The sequence below is a fragment of the Streptantibioticus ferralitis genome (assembly GCF_029223525.1).
In the GTDB taxonomy this organism is placed as follows: Bacteria; Actinomycetota; Actinomycetes; order Streptomycetales; family Streptomycetaceae; genus Streptantibioticus_A; species Streptantibioticus_A ferralitis.
The window spans coordinates 129,454-147,818 of record NZ_JARHTQ010000004.1; the positions used below are offsets into that span (position 1 = coordinate 129,454).

General features: G+C 70.1%; 10 protein-coding genes and 1 pseudogene. 2 read left to right on the top strand and 9 right to left on the bottom strand.

Features of this window, described 5'->3' with window-relative positions:
- From P2L57_RS07895 to P2L57_RS07905, 3 genes are all read right to left on the bottom strand, one after another.
- Positions 1-2,286, bottom strand: coding sequence for an NHLP family bacteriocin export ABC transporter peptidase/permease/ATPase subunit (locus tag P2L57_RS07895; protein ID WP_275810488.1), 2,286 nt, complete (start codon positions 2,284-2,286; stop codon positions 1-3).
- Positions 2,283-3,089 carry an HlyD family efflux transporter periplasmic adaptor subunit gene (locus P2L57_RS07900; RefSeq protein WP_275810491.1) on the bottom strand — a complete coding sequence of 269 codons (807 nt, stop codon included), beginning with the start codon at positions 3,087-3,089 and terminating at the stop codon, positions 2,283-2,285. Before P2L57_RS07900 ends, P2L57_RS07895 begins: the two co-directional genes overlap by 4 nt.
- 175 nt (positions 3,090-3,264) lie before the next feature.
- The gene (locus P2L57_RS07905) at positions 3,265-3,480 is read right to left on the bottom strand and encodes a type A2 lantipeptide (protein WP_275810494.1); all 216 of its coding nucleotides are present in this window, start codon (positions 3,478-3,480) and stop codon (positions 3,265-3,267) included.
- Positions 3,481-4,181: 701 nt separating this feature from the next.
- On the opposite strand from P2L57_RS07905, the gene P2L57_RS07910 reads away from it, so the two are divergent.
- Together P2L57_RS07910 and P2L57_RS07915 are read left to right on the top strand one after the other, a co-directional pair.
- A complete protein-coding gene (locus P2L57_RS07910; protein ID WP_275810497.1) occupies positions 4,182-4,487 on the top strand; it encodes a hypothetical protein in 306 nt (101 codons plus the stop codon).
- 459 nt (positions 4,488-4,946) lie between these two features.
- Positions 4,947-6,308 (top strand): annotated as a pseudogene (locus tag P2L57_RS07915) (NsdA family TPR-like regulatory protein); the annotation flags it as partial.
- Between the two features lie 269 nt (positions 6,309-6,577).
- Here P2L57_RS07915 and P2L57_RS07920 read toward each other — a convergent pair.
- From P2L57_RS07920 to P2L57_RS07945, 6 genes are all read right to left on the bottom strand, one after another.
- Positions 6,578-7,108, bottom strand: a complete 531-nt coding sequence (locus P2L57_RS07920; RefSeq protein WP_275810538.1) for an ATP-binding protein — start codon at positions 7,106-7,108, stop codon at positions 6,578-6,580.
- A gap of 250 nt (positions 7,109-7,358) precedes the next feature.
- Positions 7,359-8,267 (bottom strand): hypothetical protein, encoded by a 909-nt coding sequence (locus tag P2L57_RS07925; RefSeq protein ID WP_275810541.1) that lies wholly within the window; start codon positions 8,265-8,267, stop codon positions 7,359-7,361.
- Between the two features lie 333 nt (positions 8,268-8,600).
- Entirely contained in the window at positions 8,601-14,927 is a 6,327-nt protein-coding gene (locus tag P2L57_RS07930) for a type I polyketide synthase (RefSeq protein ID WP_275810544.1), read from the bottom strand.
- Positions 14,928-14,984: 57 nt separating this feature from the next.
- A complete protein-coding gene (locus P2L57_RS07935; RefSeq protein WP_275811146.1) occupies positions 14,985-16,256 on the bottom strand; it encodes a beta-ketoacyl synthase N-terminal-like domain-containing protein in 1,272 nt (423 codons plus the stop codon).
- Between the two features lie 147 nt (positions 16,257-16,403).
- The gene (locus P2L57_RS07940) at positions 16,404-16,613 is read right to left on the bottom strand and encodes a DUF5988 family protein (protein ID WP_275810547.1); all 210 of its coding nucleotides are present in this window, start codon (positions 16,611-16,613) and stop codon (positions 16,404-16,406) included.
- Positions 16,614-16,886: 273 nt separating this feature from the next.
- Complete coding sequence (locus P2L57_RS07945; protein ID WP_308292441.1) at positions 16,887-18,347, bottom strand: IPT/TIG domain-containing protein; 1,461 nt, start codon at positions 18,345-18,347, stop codon at positions 16,887-16,889.
- Between the last annotated feature and the right edge of the window lie 18 nt (positions 18,348-18,365).

Genomic DNA, 18,365 nt, shown 5'->3' on the forward strand with positions numbered 1-18,365 from the left:
TCAACGCTCCCTGACCAACTCGGCGTACGGCCCCCCGGCGGCGACCAGCTCCTCGTGCCGCCCCCGCTCCACCACCGTTCCGTGGTCCAGCACCACGATCTCGTCGCTGTCACGCACCGTGCTCAGCCGGTGGGCGATCACCACACACGCACACCCGCGCCGCCGCAGATTGTCGATGATCACCTGCTCGGTCTCCGCGTCCAGCGCACTGGTCACCTCGTCGAGCACCAGGATGCTGGGCTGCCGTACCAGCGCCCGCGCTATCTCCAGCCGCTGCCGCTGGCCGCCGGAGAAGTTGCGGCCGTCCTGCTCCACCCGGCTGTGGATGCCGCCGGGGCGCCTGGCGACCGTGTCATGGACGGCGGCGTCCTTGAGGGCGGCGATGACGGCCTCGTCCGGTATCGACGGATCCCACAGTGCCACGTTGTCGCGGACGGTGCCCTCGAAGAGGAAGACGTCCTGATCGACGAACGAGACCGAGGCGGACAGCGAACTGCGCGAGATGTCCGCCAACCGCTGTCCATCGATGCGGATCTCACCCTGCCAGGGCTGGTACAGACCCGAAATCAGCCGGGACACGGTGGACTTGCCGCTGCCGGAGCCACCGACCAGCGCCACCTGCCGGCCCGGGCCCACCGACAGCGAGAAGTCGGTGAGCAGGGGTTTGTCGAGCGGGCTGTAACCGAAGGTGATGTTCTCCAACGTCACATGTCCGCTGAGCCTGCGGGTGCTCGCGGCCGGTTCGCTGCGCTGGTACAGCGGGTCCGCGGGAAAGCTCTCGACGTCCCCCAGCCGCGCCACGTCGGCCGTGAAGTCCTGGACCCGTCCCGCCACTCCGTTCAGCCGGGTGACCGGTGCGGTGAAGCTGGTCACCAGCGCCTGGAAGGCCACCAGCAGACCGATCGAGATATGGCCGTCCACCGCTCGCAGCCCGCCGATCAGCAGGATCAGCGCGCTGTTGAACGCCGCGAGGGTGGGCGCCACGACGGCCAGGGCCGCACTCGGCACGCCGAGCCGCTGCTGGCCGTCCAGCGTGGTCGCATGCTGACCGGCCCAGCGGCGGAAGTACCCGTTCTCGCCGCCGGTGGCCTTCATGGTCTCGATCAACTGCAGCCCGCTGTAGGAGGTGTTGGTCAGCCGGGCGCTGTCCGCGCGCAGCCTCTGCACACCGGTGCCCCGGATCCGCACCACCAGCCGTAGCGCCACCACGTTGAGCAGTGCGATCAGCACCCCGATGACGGTCAGCTGCGGGTCGTACGTCCACAGCAGGACCGCGTAGAGGATCACGACCACGGCGTCCACGCCCGCGGCGGCCAGGTCCCTGGCCAGCGTCTCGGCGACCGCGTCGTTGGACTGCAGCCGCTGGACGAGGTCGGCCGGGTTGCGCTGGGCGAAGAAGGTGACCGGCAGCCTGAGCAGATGCCGCAGGAACCGGGCGCTGCTCAGGGTGGACGAGATGATGCGCCCGCGCAGCAGATTCGCCTGCTGCAGCGCGGTCAGCACGGCGGTCAGCGCGACCATGGCCGCCATCGACGCGAACAGCACAGGCAGCAGGGACGTCTGGTTGCCGAGCAGGAACATGTCGATGTACGTACGGCTCAGGGCGGGTACCGCCGCACCCACCACGACGAGCAGGAAGCTGGCGAGCACCGCGGCCAGCATCGTGCCCGAGGTGCCGCGCAGCCGCGCGGGCAGCGCGTCGGTGATCCCGGGCTTGCGGCCGCCTCGGCGGAAGTCCTCGCCGGGTTCGAAGGTCAGCACGACGCCGGTGAAACTGGTGTCGAAATCCTCCAGCGACACGAAGCGGCGGCCCCGGGCAGGGTCGTTGATGTGCACTCCAGCGCGGCCGAAGCGCCGACTCATCCCGTCGTACACGACGAAGTGGTTGAACTCCCAGAACAGGATGGCGGGCGCCCGCACCTCGGCCAGAGCGGCCGGTTCCATCTGCATGCCCTTGGCCGTCAGGCCGTATCCGCGGGCCGCCCTGAGCAGGTTGCTGGCCTTGGAGCCGTCGCGGGAGACGCCGCAGGCGATCCGGAGTTCCTCGAGCGGCACATGCCGCCCGTAGTGGCCGAGAACCATGGCCAGTGAGGCGGCACCGCACTCCACGGCCTCCATCTGAAGGATGGTGGGAGTGCGGACGGTCTTCTGGCGCCTCGCCCGCGGCGGCGGCTTGAGCGCCGCCCGGCTCGGACGGTGCCGTCCGCCGCCCTGCTGGTTCGGGCGGTGCCGTCCGCGCTCGGAGAGCGGCGGCGCCTGCGGCGCGGGGTCGTGCTGTGCGGTCACGGCAGGAGCCAATCGATCGGGCGCTGCGCGGCGAGGTGGATGGCGCCGCTGACCAGCGTCGTGGAGTCGATCGCATACGGCGGGCCGCCAGCCGACGACCAGGTGTACCCGGACCTCGTGCTCGTCGAGCGGTCCAGTTGGACCATGACCGCCACCGGTTGGCCCTGCGCCGAGAACTGGTCGCCCAACTGGCTGTCCCCGAGGAAGCTGGTGATCTGCTGCCGGGTCTCGGGAACCCGGCCGACCGCCAGCACCCGGCCGCGCAGCACACCGAACCGCTGCGCCGGGACCGACTGGACGGTCAGGTCCACCGGTGAGCCCACCGGGACCGTCGGTGCGCCGCTGGCCGGCGCGTACAACACGGCCACCAGGGGGTCGTTGGCGTTGTCGATGCGCTCCACCGTCGCCAGATCCGCGCCGGTGGTCACCACCGCACCGATCTTGGCCGCCAGTGCGGTCACCCGGCCCGCGGCCACCGTACGTACGGTCACGACCTTCTGGTCCGTGCGCACGCTCAACAACCGTGCGCCGCTGGGCAACACGTCGCCTTCGTTGGCGAATACGGCGGTGATCTGGCCGGCTACCGGGCTCTGCAGTACGTAACTGCCCTCCGCATGGGTCAGGATCCCCGGTGCGCTCAGCTCGGGTGAAACGGAGCCGGTCACCGACCAGAATCCCGCGACGGCCATAACGAGCACCGTGACAGTAAGCACGAGCCAGCCCTGCGGCCGGGCGAAACGCACCGGTACGTCGAGCTCCTCGGGCGATTGCAGCTTGGCAAGCGCTTTTTGCCGGAACTGCACGGACTATTCCTTCAACTGCATTCGTATCGGTTTGCCGACGACTGTCTGCCAACGGCATCCAAGGGCCCCGGAACAAAGCTTCCGAGGCCCATGGCCAACTCTACGGGAATTCAGATGTACCGGTAGGTTGAGGGGTGATGCATCGGGCTATGACGTCTTGCGACGATCGTCCCCGTCAGAGACCGGCGAGACCGGTGACGCCCGGGACCAGGCCGGTGACCTGCCCGACCGTCGGGCCGACGCCCGGCACGACGGAGTCAACGGTGCCGACGACGGACCCGACCACACCCGAAACGTTGAGGCCGAGGGCGCCGACGCCACCGGACACGTTGTCCAGCTCGGTGTCGTCGATCTCACGGGTCTCGACCTGGGGCGTGAAGTCCTTACGCATGACTTGCGCTTCCCTTCGTTGTTCTGGAAGTTCTGAATGGGTGTCGGCCAACTCGACGTCAAGCCGAGCCGGCCGGTGCAACGGTCGTCTGATGCCCGAAACCGGGAACCTCTTTTTACAACTCCCGTATGTCGCAGAATGCAATCACGTCGGCGGGCCGCCGGGCCAGCTGAGGGTCGGGGTTTTCCGTGAACGTTTCGGCAGCTCATTACGTTGGCGTGCAGCATCGTCCACCGGATGGTGACGACTTCTTCACATGCACATTTGCCCAATTCCCGTGGTTTGGTCCGACAGTTGGGCCCTGCCGTACGTGCCTCTGTCCGGGTTTGCCGGTGCTCCGCGCCGCCAGGTCACTCCTGGTCGTGTGTGCCTTCTGCGGACACGGTGTGCAGGGGTGCCTCGGCGGATCACGGCCTCGGACGCTCCACCGGCTGACGGCAGTTGGCGGAACCTGGCTCCGCATGCGGTCGTCGTCCGCCCCCCTGCGCGACCCTGGTGATGATGTGAAGCGCCGACGCGCGCACGCGTGCGTTGCGCACCGAGCGCCGTTGCCGCACACCCCTCACACTGGGTAGCAAATTGGAGTCACATGTATACAGTGAGTGATGTTCTGGTGGCTCGGAACGGAAGTTGGCGATGGAACGGAAGTCGACTGGCCGTAACTGGTCGCGTACCGGCATGGATCGACTAAGGAGGCATGGATGCTGCTGAACGAGTTGACACCTGCGCAGGTCAGCATGCTCCTTGAGGTGGAGTGCACCGCCGCCGAGAAGGCCGAGTTGAGGGCGGCGGTGTCGCAGTTCAACGACTCGGCCCTCGGATGCCTGAAGCGGTGCACGGGGCAAGGGTTGGTGGAGGGGCTGTTACTGGCCAGCGAGCTCCAGAAGGTCCGCGCCCGTTTCGCCGGCCGGATCAACCAGATCGTCGGCCCGGCGAGGCGGCGCTACCTGGAACGGACCGTCCACCGGGGCCAGGAGCCGGACCGTGCGGACCGTGCGGACGGCTGACCCCCGGCGCGCCCTGCTGGTGCGGGGCGTTCCGGCGCTGGCGGCGGAACAGCACGGCGGCTGCGCCGAGTTGGGAACGCCCGCGCGGTGATTCGGGCGGCGCTGGTGCGGGCGAATTCCGCGCGGCGATGCCCGCGAGTCCGTCATTCGGCCGGAGTTGGCGATTGCGGAACAAGGTATAGGTGGCCGGTACCGATTAGCGGCTTGCGGTAATCAGTGCGAGGAGGTGTGCGGGGCGCACGGGGGTATCGTGGGGAGCGCGCAGGAGCCAGGCGTGAATCGCCCGCTCCCCGTCAACCCTCTTCGCGCTGACTGCGATGCAAATTCTTGGGGGATTCCGTACGCTCTATTGGCATATGCCTGCATAATCGCCAGGTACCGATGTGTGCGGGTGCACGCGTGCGCGTGGGATGAGGGACACCCGACGGATACAGATGCTTCCTTGAAAGGGAAACTACCATGGCGGCCCGTCCACTCGTCGCACGCCAGCCGAATGAGCGGCTGCAAACGCTGATTCAGGAAGCGGGAGTATCCAATGCCGGATTGGCCCGGCGGGTCAATTTGTGCGGGGCCGAGTACGGACTGGACCTGCGCTACGACAAGACGTCCGTGGGCCGTTGGCTGCGCGGCCAGCAGCCGCGCGGCAGGGTGCCCACGATCATCGCCGAGGCGCTGGGCCGCAAGCTCGCCCGCAAGGTGTCGATCGAGGAGATCGGCATGGGAAGCGGCAAGAACCCGGCCTCCGAAGTCGGCCTGCACTTCGCGTCCACCGTGCCGGGCACGGTGGACCAGGTGTGCGAACTGTGGCTGAACGACGCCAGCGGCAGCAACTTCCTGACCGGAGCGACACTCCCGGTGTCCGCGCTGGTCGAACCCAGCCGCGACTGGCTGATCACCGACCCGGACCCCATGGTCGCGCGCAGCGGCGGACTGCGGGTCGGCGCGTCGGACGTGACCGCGGTGCGTTCGGCGACGCAGGCGATGGTGGACCTGGACCACCGGTTCGGTAGCGGGCATGTGCGCCCGATCGTGGTGCACTACCTCAACAGCGTCGTCTCCCCGCTGCTCGCGGGCTCGTATCCGGAGGCGACCGGTCGGCAACTCTTCGCCGCCGCCGCCCGGTTGACCGAGCTCGCCGGATACATGGCGGTGGACACCGGACGGCCGGGTCTGGCCCAGCGGTACTACATCCAGGCACTCAGACTCGCCCAGGCCGCGGGCGACCGCGGCTACGGCGGGTACGTACTGGCCGCCGGGATGAGCCATCTCGCCGCGTCCCTGGGCAACCCCCGGGAGATCGCACAGCTGGCCAGGGTCGCCCAGGAGGGCGCGCGCGGCCATGTCACGCCCACCTGCCAGGCGATGTTCTACGCCGCCGAGGCGCGCGGGCACGCGCTGCTCGGGGACGCGCGGGCGTGCGGTGTGATGGCGGGCAAGGCGGTGGAATCGCTGGAACGCGGTCACCCCGAGGATGATCCGGAGTGGATCGCCCATTTCGGCGCGGCCTATCTGGCCGATGAGTTGGCGCACTGCCATCGCGATCTGGAACAGCCGGAACCGGCCGTACGACGCGCCGAGGAGGCACTCGCCGGACACCCGGACACCCGGGTTCGGCGGCGTGTCATCGACATATTGCTGCTGGCCGCCGTCCAGGTCGCGACGCGTGAGGTGGAACAGGCCTGTCATACGGCGACACAGGCGGTGGAACTGCTGTGCGGGCTGCGATCCAACATCGGCGCCGAGTACCTGGGCGACTTCCGGCGCCGGCTGGAGCCGTTCGCAATGGTGGCGGAGGTAAGGGAGTTCGAGACCCGGCTCCAGGAACGCGAGCGGGAGGGGTATCAGATCCGCTGCCGCGATCGCGATGCCTACGAGGAGCAGGGTCTGCTGCCGGGCCAGCGCTTGGAGCCGTGGCTCGGCGGGCTCTGACCGGAGCGGCACCACGGTCCGCGGCACACCGCCGAGCCGCGATCCGCGGCCGTCCGGGGGCGTGACAACGCGCCGACGGCCAGCCGTCCTGGTCGCCCTGGGGGGTGTGGCGACGTGGACGAGACTGACCGTCGGCTGTCCTGGCCCGCTCGCGGGGCCGGTCAGCGTCGGCAGCGGAACTCCTGCCGTCCGTCGTGGGGAACGGGCACCGCGGCCCACACGGCGCAGCTGCCGTCCGCGCCGAAGCGCCGACCCCAGCCCCGCGCCAAACTCGCGACCAGGGTGAGCCCGCGGCCGTGGTCCCTGGCGTCCCCGGCCGGGTTCACCTGGGGTGTGGACCATCTCCCGCCCTGGTCGCGGACCTCCACGAAGAGCACATCACCCGATGTCCACAACCGGCAGATGACGCGGGAACTCTCGGAGTGGCGGATCGCGTTGGTGGTGAGCTCCGACAGCACCAGCTGGACGGTGTACCGGGTGTCCTCATCAAGGATCCGCGCCGCGTCCAGCCACAGCAGCGCGAGTCTTCGGCAGACGGGTACCGCCCGGTCCAACGGCGGTGTGGAGAACACGAGCGGGTCGCCCGTCGGCCACTGGCCCAGCCAGGCCAGCGTCTCCCTCGCCTTGGGCCACTCTTCGATCTCCTGGGTCGTCAGCTCGATCTCGATGCCGCATGTGGTGGTTGGCAACATGGTGACTTCTCCCGTGGGTGGGGTATCGGAAAAGAAGCCGCCTGCTACCTCTGGGGCGGTTTACCCCTGAAGGTCGCAGAAGGTCTGGGTGCGACTTCATGTGGGGGTTGGTGGGTGTGCCTGTTCCCCTGCGGACCGTTCACCTGTCGGTGCGGCTTCTCCGGCCGGATCGGTTGCGACGTCGGCGGGAAGCGCGAGGGCTCCGGCCGGCCAGCCTCCCGGGCCTGCCGGAGAAGCGCGTCACGCGACGTCAGCCGAAGCAGCCGGGGACCGGGGTGGGACTGCCCGCGCAGTTGGTCGGAGCGTTGTTGAACACCCCCGTGAGCGCCAGCGCGACGGTGCCGCCGTTGTTGAGGATGCCGCCGGGGGCGTTGGTGGAGTGGTTGTTCTCGACGGAGTCCACGTTCAGTGTCACCAGGCCGCCGATGGTGGCGATGCCGCCGCCCGAAGAGCCGGTTCCGGTGGCCGAGTTGGAGCCGACGCTGCTCAGGTCGCCGGTGACCGTACCGCCGTTGTTGAGCAGGCCGCCGCCTTGTGAGTTGGTGCCGGTGGCGCTGTTGCCGTCCACGCTGGTGCCGCGCAGTCTCAGGGTGCCCGAGGCGCTGTTGGAGACACCGCCGCCGCCTTGGACCGCGGTGTTGGCGGTGACGCGGCTGGTATTGGCGCTCATCGTGCCGGTGTTGGCGACGCCGCCGCCCTGGCCGCCGGAGGAGTTGTCCATGACCGTCACGACGTTGAGCGTGAGGGTGCCCGCGTTGCTGATGCCGCCTCCGTCCGTGGTGGGGTTGCCGCCGCTCACGGTGAGGGAGGTGAGACTGAGCTTGCCGCCCGCGGCGACGTCGAAGAGGCGGAAGGCGGGCGCGGTGGAGTTACGGGTGATGGTGTCGCCGACGCCCAGGATGCGGATGTCTCCGGTGACCTGCGGGAGACCGTCCTCACCGCTCGCCGCGGAGGTCAGCGAGTAGGTACAGCCGGGGGCCAGCAGCAGGTCCCCGCTGCCGACCGTGTTGGCCGCTGTGATCGCGGCGCTGAGCGCCGTGGCCGAGCACGGGACGAACGTGATCGGCTGTGCGGCGGCTGGCGTGGCCGTCATCAGCGCCGCCATCACCAGGCCGGCTGAACCAAGGCCGATCAACTGGAATTTCCTGCGAGGATTCATGACCCCTCCTGTACGCACGCATTCAGCGTGGCTCGGGCGAGACTCTTCTGCCTCTTTTCCGAAATGCCTTGGGTGTCTCTTCGGAAGGTCGAGGTGATGACCGCCGAGGGCCTATCCGTCCCGCTTTCCTTTATTGAACCAGGAGGTCGATTCACCCGGAAGTCGTAAAGTGGCCCGAATGGTGGGGGGAAGGGTTTTTCCGGAGCCAAAACATATTAACCAAAGAATACGATGGTGAATTGTCTGTGGCGGCCCCGGAACGCGGCGGATCGTTTCTCTGCCGGATTGTCGACTCCCCGGCTCGCTGAATTGCCGGTGGACTCCGGCCGGGGGCTAGTTCGCGGCCAGCTCAAGACCCATGCGCTCGGCCAGGCCGTCTGCCAGTGCCGCCAGTGTCGGGTGCTGCCATACGAAGTTGCTGGCGAGCTTCACGCCGAAGGCGGATTCCAGGCGGACGCGCAGTTCCATGGCCAGTAGGGAGTCGAAGCCGAGCGCCTTCAGCGGTGTTTGCGGGTCGAGGGTGTTGCTCCCCAGTCGCAGGACGGCCCGGATGTGCTCGGAAAGGAAGCCCTCCAGCGCGGTGCGGCGGGTCAGCCCGGCGGGCATGGCGGCAAGCCGGACGCGGATGTCGTCGGTGTTTTCCTGCTGGGCGTCCGTGGCGTCATCGCCGGGGCGCAGCAGCCGGAAAAGCGATGAATTGCGCCCGGCGTGTGGGAGCCAGGTGTCCGGTTCGCCGGGAATCACGCCGGTCTGCACCCGTCGGTGCACCAACAGAGCGTCCAGGGCTTGCAGCCCCTTTTCGGTGGGAATCGTGTGGTAGCCGCGGGCGGCGAAATCCGTGGCGGCACCGATTTCGCCCCACGGACCCCAGTTGACGGCCAGCGTGGGCAGTCCGCGGGCCGAGCGCCAGGCGGCGAATCCGTCCAGCCAGGCATTCGCTGCGGCGTAGGCGCCCTGGCCGGGGTTGCCCAGCAGTGAGGCCATCGACGAGAACACGGCGAACCAGTCGAGCGAGTACCCCGCGGTGGCGTGGTGCAGCTGCCATGCGCCGGTCACCTTGGGAGCCCACACCCGCCGCAACTGGTCATCGCGGATGTTGGTGATCGCGGCGTCGTCGAGGGTCATGGCGCAGTGCACCACGCCCCGCAGCGACAGGTCGTCGACCGTGGCCGCGGCCACCAGACGCTCGGCGGTGGCCGGTTCGGCGATGTCGCCCAGCGACACCGTGATCTTGGTGCCGCCGGCGGCCAACTCACCCAGCGTCTGCGAGGCCGCGGGGGAGGGCGGCGTACGGCCGTTGAGCACCAGGTGCCCCGCTCCCCGACCGGCCAGCCAACACGCGGTCGCCAGACCGAGACCGCGCAGGCCGCCGGTGACGATGTACGCGCCGCCGCGCTGCACGGCCAGCGGGCCGTCCGGGAGCACCGCGGCGGTCTCGCCGCGGTCCGGGACCGTCAGCACCAGTTTGCCGATGTGGCCCGCACCCGCCATCAGCCGGAACGCGTCGGTGGCCGCGGACAGCGGGAACGTCGTGCAGTACAGCGGTTTGAGCCGCCCCCTGGCGAACTCGGTGAGTACCTCCCGCAGTACCGTGGCGAACACCTCGGGCCGGGTCCTCTGCAGTCCGATGAGGTCGACCGCCCTCATGGTGATGTTGTGGCGGAACGGCGACAACCCCAGCGGCACATCGGAGATGATGTCGCGAACCCCCAGTTCGACGAAGCGGCCGAAGGGGCGCAGGGACTCCAGGCCCGCCCGGATCGCCGCACCGGACAGGGAGTTGAGGACCACGTCGACGCCTTCGCCTCCGGTGGCCTCCCGGACCCCGTCGCGGAAGTCCAGCGTCCGGGAGTCCATCACATGGGAGACGCCCATCGCGTGCAGATAGCGCCGCTTCTCCTCGCTGCCCGCGGTGGCCAGCACCTCGGCGCCCAGCAGCCGGGCGACGGCGATCGCGGCCAGGCCGGTTCCGCCGGTGGCCGAGTGGATCAGGACCCGTTCGCCTTCGGCGAGTTGGCCGATGTGGCGCAGGGCGTACCAGGCGGTGAGGAACGCGGTCGGCAGCCCGGCCGCGGCGACCGGTTCCAGCCCGGCGGGGATCGGTGCCACCGCTTCCGCGGGTACGGTGGCGAACGAGCCGAAGGCGCCGCCCCGCAGGTCGGCGGCGAGCACCTGGTCACCGACCCTGACATGGTCGACGCCCCGCCCCACCGCGGTGACCACCCCCGCGCACTCGAAGCCGATCCGGTAGCGGACCTCCTGGCCGCCGGGGAGCAGCCCCATGGCGGTCAGCACATCACGGAAGTTCAGTCCCGCCGCCACCACGCGCAGTTCGACCTCACCGGCTTCGGGCGAACGCCGTCCCGTCACGGCCAGTTCCAGGCTCTCCAGGTCGCCGGGGCGGCCCACCCGCAGCCGGAACCCGTCCACGCCGTAGTGCACCGTGCAGGCCGCGGCCCGGCCGCGCTCCTCGTCCGACAGCGGGGCGTAAGCCAGTTGGGCCACGTAGCGCCCGCCGCCGCGCAGCGCGACCTCGTCCTCGGCACCGCCCGCGAGCAGTTCCTCACTCACCGCCACCAGCTCGGCGTCATCCGGGTCGGCGTCCACCAGGGTCGCCCTCATGTCCGGGTGCTCGAACGCCAACACCCGTACCAGCCCGCGCACGGAGCTCTGCCCGAGGCACGGGGTGTCCCCGGGCTCCACACCATGGGCACCGCGGACCACCGCGTACAGCCGTGCCGGTTCCACCGAGTGGGCGGCGAGGGCCTGGGCGACGCCGAGCAGCCGCCGGGTGCGCCGCAGCGATTCGTCCGGGTCCTCACCCGACCGCGCCCCGCACACCAGCACCACGGCCCCGGGGGGTGTCGGGCGATCCATCAGCCGACCGGCGACCGACTCCCTGAAGGACTCCAGCCCCTCGTCGTCCAGCCCGGCATCCCAGACCTCGGTCTGCGCCCCGGCCCGCTCCATGGCGGCCGCGAGGGTCTGCGCGGAGCCGTCCGTCTCACCGATGATCAGCCAGTTTCCCGGCCGCCGCACCGGCTTGGACTCCGAGCGCGCGGTGCGCTGCCAGCCGACCTCCAGGAACCACTGGTCGACCTCGGAACCGTGCTGCGCGGTCCGGCGGGTGAACAGCAGCCCGTCGATGGCTAGCACGGGTCTGCCGACCTCGTCGAGCAGCCGAACGTGCCCGATGACGGCGTCATCGGTGACGTCGACGAGGCGGGCGTGGCAGTAGACGGCGGTGGTGGGATCGCCGAGGAGCCGCACCGCCTGCATCCGAACCGGCAGGATCAGGCCGCGATCGCCGTCCTCCTGGATCAGCTGCGCGACGACGAGTTGTGCGCACTGGTCGACGAGCACCGGATGGATCCGCAGTGCCACCTCCGGCGTCCGAGCGGCGGCGGGCACTTGCACCCGGGCCCAGAAGCTCTCGCCCTGACGGGACGCCCGCAGTTCCCTGACCCCGCTGAACGCCTGGCCGTGCTCAAGGCCCCTGGCCCGCAGGCTGCGGTACAGATCGGCGGGGTCGAGCGCCACCGGATGCCGAAGGGCCAGCGTGACCACGGAGGCGGCGTGCGGCTGCGGCGGCATGTACAGGCAGCGCAGCATGGCGGTGGCGTGCAGCACCCACGTGCCGTCGTGACCGCGGCCGAAGACCTCGCACCTGGCACGGTCCGCGGCGGCCAGGGTCACGGTCGTGCTGACCTCGGTCCGCTCCGCTAGCCGCAGCAGCTCGTGGAACCGCAGGTCGGTGACCTCCACCTGCTCGGGTTCGACATCGAACGCCTCGCACGCCGCGGTCAACGCCAGGGCGTAGTAGGCGGAACCGGGCAGGACCGGCTCGCCGTGCACCCGGTGGTCCGCCAGCCAGGGCAGCAGCGCCGTTCCGGCGTCGCCGTGCCAGCAGTGGCGTACCGGTTCACCGGGTACCTCCGTGTGACCGCCGGGCAGCGGGCCGCGCGTGCCGTCGGACGCGGTGTCGGTGCGGGGCGCGGAGACGTCGATCCAGTGGTGCTTCCGGTCGAACATGATGGTGGGCACGTCCGCGAGGTGCGCGTCCCCGTACAGCGTCGACCAGTCCACGGTCACGCCCGCGCAGTGCAGCGCGGCCAACTGGTGGCGGAATGTGGCCGGTTCGTGCTCACCGCGGCGCAGCGTGGGCAGTACCACCGGCTCGTCGACCAGGTCGATCAGGCACCGGTTGACGGAGTGGGTGACGACCGGATGCGGGGAGACCTCCACGAACACCAGGTGCCGGTCGGCCGCCGCGGCGGCCACCGCCGTGGTGAACCGGACCGGGCGCCGCAGGTTCGCGCACCAGTAGTCGGCGTCGAACGCGGGGACATCGCGTGGATCGTCCAGCACGGTCGAGTAGAAGGGGATGCTCGGGCGACCCGGCGTCAGATCGGCGCACGCCGCCCGTAGTTCGGCCAGCAGCGGTTCCACCTGGACGGAGTGCGAGGCGACGTCCACGGCGATCAGGGAGGCCGGGACGCCTCGCCGCTCCCAGGCGGCGACCAGCCGTTCCACCTCGTCGTTGTCGCCCGCCACGACGGTGGAGTCCGGTGCGGCGAGCACCGCCACCGTGACCGAGTCGGTGGCGGCGAGTTCGGCCTCCACCGCGTCGGCCGCCAGCCCCACCGTCGCCATGGCACCGAGACCGGCGATCCGGCCCAGCAGCGCGGACCGTCGGCAGATCACCCGTGCGCCGTCGGCCAGCGAGAGCGCCCCGGCCACCACGGCGGCCGCCACCTCGCCCATCGAGTGGCCGATGACCCCGGCCGGTTCGACGCCGTGCGCGCACCAGGCGGCGGCCAGCGCGGTCTGTACGGCGAACAGCACCGGTTGCACGGTGCCGCAGCCGTTCACCGGCTCGCCGCCGCGCACGATGTCCAGTACCGAGAAACCGGCCTCGGCGGCGATCAGCGCATCGGCCTCGGCGAGGGTGGCGGCGAAGGCCGGTTCGCTGTCCAGCAGGCCGCGTCCCATCCCCGCCCACTGTGAGCCCTGCCCGGAGAAGACCCACACCGGCCGCCGGGAGACCTCGGCGCCCACGGCCCCCGACACCACACCCGGATGTTCGCGCCCGGCGGCGAACGACCGCAGGGCGCGCACGAGTTCGCGACGGTAGGCGGTCGTCACGCCCAGTCGGCCGCGGCCCGGGCTGCGGCGCAGGGCCAGGGTGTGGGCGATGTCGCGCAGCGGCACCAGGGCGCCGTCGCCCTCGACCCAGTCGGCCAGACGGCACGCGGCGGCCGGTAGCGCGGCCGAAGACCCCGCCGGTACCAGGAAGACCTCCGGCGGTGTCGGCGTGGTCTGCCGGGGGCGCGGCACCTGCCGGTGCACCGACAGGTGAGATGCCTGTTCCAGTACGACATGGGCGTTGGTCCCGGAGAACCCGAAGGAGGAGACCGCGGCCTGCCGGGACGCGGTGCGTACCGGCCAGCGGGTGAGCTCGGTGGGGACGAAGAAGCGCGTTCCCTCGGCGTTGATGGCCGGATTCCACCGGCTGAAGTGCGCGTTGGGCGGGATCAGTCCATGGCGCAGACAGCTGACGGCCTTGATCAGACCGGTGATTCCGGCGGCCGGTTCCAGATGGCCCAGGTTGGTCTTGACCGACGTCAGGGCGCACCGGTCAGGACCGACGCCGTACACCTCGGCCAGGCTGGCGAACTCCATCGGGTCACCCACCGGGGTGCCCGTGCCATGCGCCTCGATCATGCCGACGTCGCGCGGGTCCACACCGGCCCGGCTGAGCGCCTCCTTGAACAGCGCCTGCTGGGCGGCGCCGGACGGCGCGGCCAGACCGTCGGACCGGCCGTCCTGGTTCACCGCGGAGCCGCGCACCACGGCCAGTACACGGTCCCGGTCCCGTACCGCGTCGGCCAGGCGCTTGAGCACCACGACGCCGCATCCCTCACCGCGGACGAAGCCGTCGGCGGCGGCGTCGAAGGTGTGGCAGCGACCCGTCGGCGACAGCATGCCCATCCTGGCGAACGACAGCGTGGTCCTGGAGTCGAACATCAAGGTGACGCCCCCGGCCAGCGCGAGGTCGCATTCGCCCGCGCGCAGCGCCTGGCAGGCCAGATGGACGGCGACCAGCGAGGACGAGCAGGCGGTGTCCAGGGCCACACAGGGACCGCGCAGCCCCAGCAGATAGGAGATCCGGCCCGCGGCGACGCAGTGCCCGTTCGTCAGGATCGAGCCTTCGAGTTCCTGGGGCTGCCCGGCCAGGCGGTCCATGTAGTCGGTGTAGCTGAGCCCGGTGAAAACCCCCGTCGGAGTGTCGTTCAGCCGGTCCGGCACCAACCCGGCGTGCTCCAGAGCCTCCCAGGTGACCTCCAGCAGTAACCGGTGCTGCGGGTCGAGCACATCGGCCTCGCGACCGGACACACCGAAGAAGTCCGCGTCGAAGCCCGCCACCTCCCGCAGGTATCCGCCCCGGGAGGGCACGGTGCGCTCGCCCCGTGCCGGACCGGGCCGCGGTGGCCACAGGTCCGCCCGCTCGCGCGGCGGCAGCCCCACCGCGTCGCGCCCCTCGGTCAGCAGCCGCCACAGCGCGGCGGGCGAGTCGACGTCGCCCGGCAGCCTGCACCCCATGCCGAGGACGGCGATCCGCTCCGGCCGTTCGCTGGTTGCGGGTGTCTGCTGGCGCATCGGGCTCTCCGTACGTTGTTCTGCGGCCCCACGCGGGCCGGGTGTGTCGAATCGGGGCTAGGCGGCATCCGGGGTGCCCAGCAGGATCGCGTTCTTCACGCCGCCGACCTGGTAGTTGAAGGTCAGCGCGTAGTCGAAGTCGAGCGGCCGGGTGTAGGCGCCCGGGACCGGGTCGAACGTCAGCCCGTCCGCGGGCTGTTCGCAGTTGGCGGTGGGGCACACCTCGCCCTGCTCCAGCATCAGCAAGGTCAGTGCGACACCGAGGCAGCCGGCCGGAGCCCCGTTGTGACCGAAGCAGCCTTCCTGGGAGGTCATCAGGACATCGGCGCCGGGCCCGTACAACTCCCGGATCGCGTTGGTCTCGAAGGCGGTCACCACGGGGTTGCCGTCGCTGCCGCCGTGCACGTACGGCACCTGCTCGATCCGCCAGCGTTCCCCGAGGCACCTGCGGACCGCGGTGACCAGTTCGGTGCCGGAGTCATCGCTGGCCAGCGGGTTCGCCAGGCCGTCCCGGCCCATGGCGCTGGCGAGCACCCGGCCGTACACCCGCGCGCCGCGCCGCTCCGCGTGCCGTCGGCTCTCCAGGATCACGGTCGCCGAACCCTCGCCGTGGTTGATGCAGTCGGCACGCCGGTCGTACGGCCGCATCAGGGAGTCGAACGACGGCAGCAGGTCGGGCATGCCGTCCGATCGGATGGTCTCGTACGTCTGCTGCGCACCCCGCAGCAGGCGCTGGATGTTCTGGATCAGACCGATGTTGAAGACGTCGACTCCGGTCACCACCGCGATGTCGACGTCCCCGCCCGCGATCATGCGCTGGGCGTTGCCGACCTGCACGGCGGAGGAGGCGCAGCCGCACGACACCGTGAAGACGGGGCCGGTGGAGCGGGTCAGCGCTCCCTGCACCAGTGCGACATCGGATGGGGTCACGGCCTGCTCGGCCGCGACGAACAACTCCATCGCCTCCAGCGCGGTGGTCTTCTCGGGGTCGGCCCGCTGCACCGAGAGATAGCTTTCGATGTTGGCGTCCACTCCGCCGCGTCCGACCAGCAGCGCGGCCTCGCTCAAGTCACCGGCGCGGAAGTCGAGTTCGGCGTCCGCGCAGGCTTCCGCCATGGACACCAGACCGAAGCGGTGTGCGGTGGTGTAGTGCCGGGAGAAGAACGACGGAATGTCCGGAAGCCGTTCTTCGAACATCGCGGGGGACAGGTTCACCGCGCCGTAGTAGATCTCGTCCCGCACCAGGCAGGTGCTGCCGCGGGAGGCGATGTGCCACACCTCTCCCGGGGTGAACACGGGCTCGAGGGGGCCGGGCAGGCAGAAGCCCATTCCGGTGACCACGGCATCCCGTGCGCCGCCGCCGTCTCCGGCGGTCCCTGCTGAAGTGCTCACGGCGCGCTCCTGAGGCAGAGGGGATTCATCATCGTGGCTCCTGCGAGTTTTCGATCTACGGCGTTGTTGGAATGTGGACATGTCCTACTCTGCGATGAAGGTGCGGTAGCACCATCGGTAGACGGGGACCTGCTCGCCAGCTAATTCGGAGTATTCGCCCGCGAATTCGTAGTGCTCGTACCCGTTGCCTGCCGGTACCTTGATCTGGTCACGGCACTCTTCTGCTGGGGCTGCCCATACCCGTGGAGTCCCGGCCGGACCGCCGGCGAGCACCACATATTTGTATCGAGACATGGCGTGCGCCTCTCGGTGGATCGGGTAGCAGCCCCCATGCACCGACCCGGATTTTGACATAAATAACGTTACCGCCCTGGAGTATTGACCGGAAGGTTGTGCGGGAGGTGTTTCCGGTGGCCCGGGGTGTGCGGGTGGTGAATTCGGTACATGATGTCTGTAGAGCTTCCTGTCAAGTTTTCGTTGGCCCATGAAAGTAATTGGTGGAAAGAAATAAGGGTGCCCTCCCTCGGAGAAGAGCACCGTCGATGTGAACGAGGCCGTCCCGCGATGTCAGATCGTGGGGGGCGCGACGCGGGCGTAGGCCACCGCGGGACTCGTGCCGCCCGGGGTGACCACGCTCACGCCGACCGGTCCGGCAGTGCCTGACGGGGCGGTGGCGACGATGTGCGTGTCCGATACGACGGTGAACGCGGCGCGCACCGCGCCGAAGAGGACGGCGGTGGTCTGGGTGAGGTTGGTGCCGGTCAGGGTGGCCGAGTCGCCACCGGCCAGCGACCCTTGGGTGGGGCTGACAGCACTGAGGGTGGGCGCTACGAGGTAGCCGTAGGGGATCGGGTTGCTCGTGCCGCCCGCGGTGGTGACGGTGATCCGGGTGGATCCGGCGCTGCCGGGCGGCGCCTGCGCGGTGAGTCGGGTGTCCGAGACGGCCGTGAACGAAGCGGCCGACGTGGCGCCGAACCGTACGGCCGTGGCCTCGATGAGGTGACTACCCGTCAGGGTAGCGGTGTTCCCGCCCGCCAACGGTCCGGAGCTCGGGCTGACGCCGCTGAGGACCGGTGCGTTGACGTAGAAGTAGCTGGGCCCCGCGGCGCTGATGCCGGCCGGAGCCGTGACGTTGACACTGGCGGGACCGGCGGATCCCGGCGGTGCCACGGCGGTGATCTGGGTCGCGGAGACCACGGTGAAGGAGAGCGCCGCGGTGGCACCGAAGAGCACCGCGGTGGCGCCGGTGAACCCGGTGCCGGTCAGGGCGACGGTGTTCCCGCCGGAGGTCGGCCCCTGGTCGGGGCTCACGCCGCTCGCCACGGGCAGCGCGGCGTACGCGTAGGAGATCCCGTCGCCGGCGCCGCCGCGGGTGGCGACGGTGATCTGGACGGTACCGGTACCAGCGGGCGCGACGGCCGTGATGTGGATGTCGGAGACAACCGTGAACGATGTCGCCGCCGTGCCGCCGAAGCGCACCGCGGTGGCGTTGGTCAGACCCGAACCGGTGAGGGTGACGGTGTTTCCGCCCGCCACCGGACCGGAGGTGGGGCTGACAGAGGTGAGCGTGGGTGCGGGCACGGTCGCATAGCCGTAGACGACGAACTGGGCGCTGGTGCCGCCGGGGGTGGTGACGGTGACCTGGACGGCGCCGGTCCCAGCGGGAGCGACGGCGGTGATCCGCGTGTCGGAGTTGACGGTGCAGCCGCTCGCCGCCGTGGCACCGAAGCGGACGGCGGTGGCGCCGGTGAATCCCGTGCCGGTGATGGTCACACCCGTGCCACCCGCGGTGGATCCCGACGAGGGCGAGACTGAGCTGACCGTGGGGGCGGGTCCGGCCAAGGGCGAAGTGGCGGCGGAAATCGGCGAGTTCGGGCTGGGATTCACGGCCGTCTCCCTTCGAGCAGGGTGCGCCCCGATCGGCTGGGAGAGCCGGACCGGACTCCAGCCGAGGGGAGCGATGGGACCTGCCCGGGCGGGGGAGAGGGATACCCCGCCCGGGCAGGTGGTTCCGCGGGCCTTGTGCACCGCTGCCGGACCGTCAGC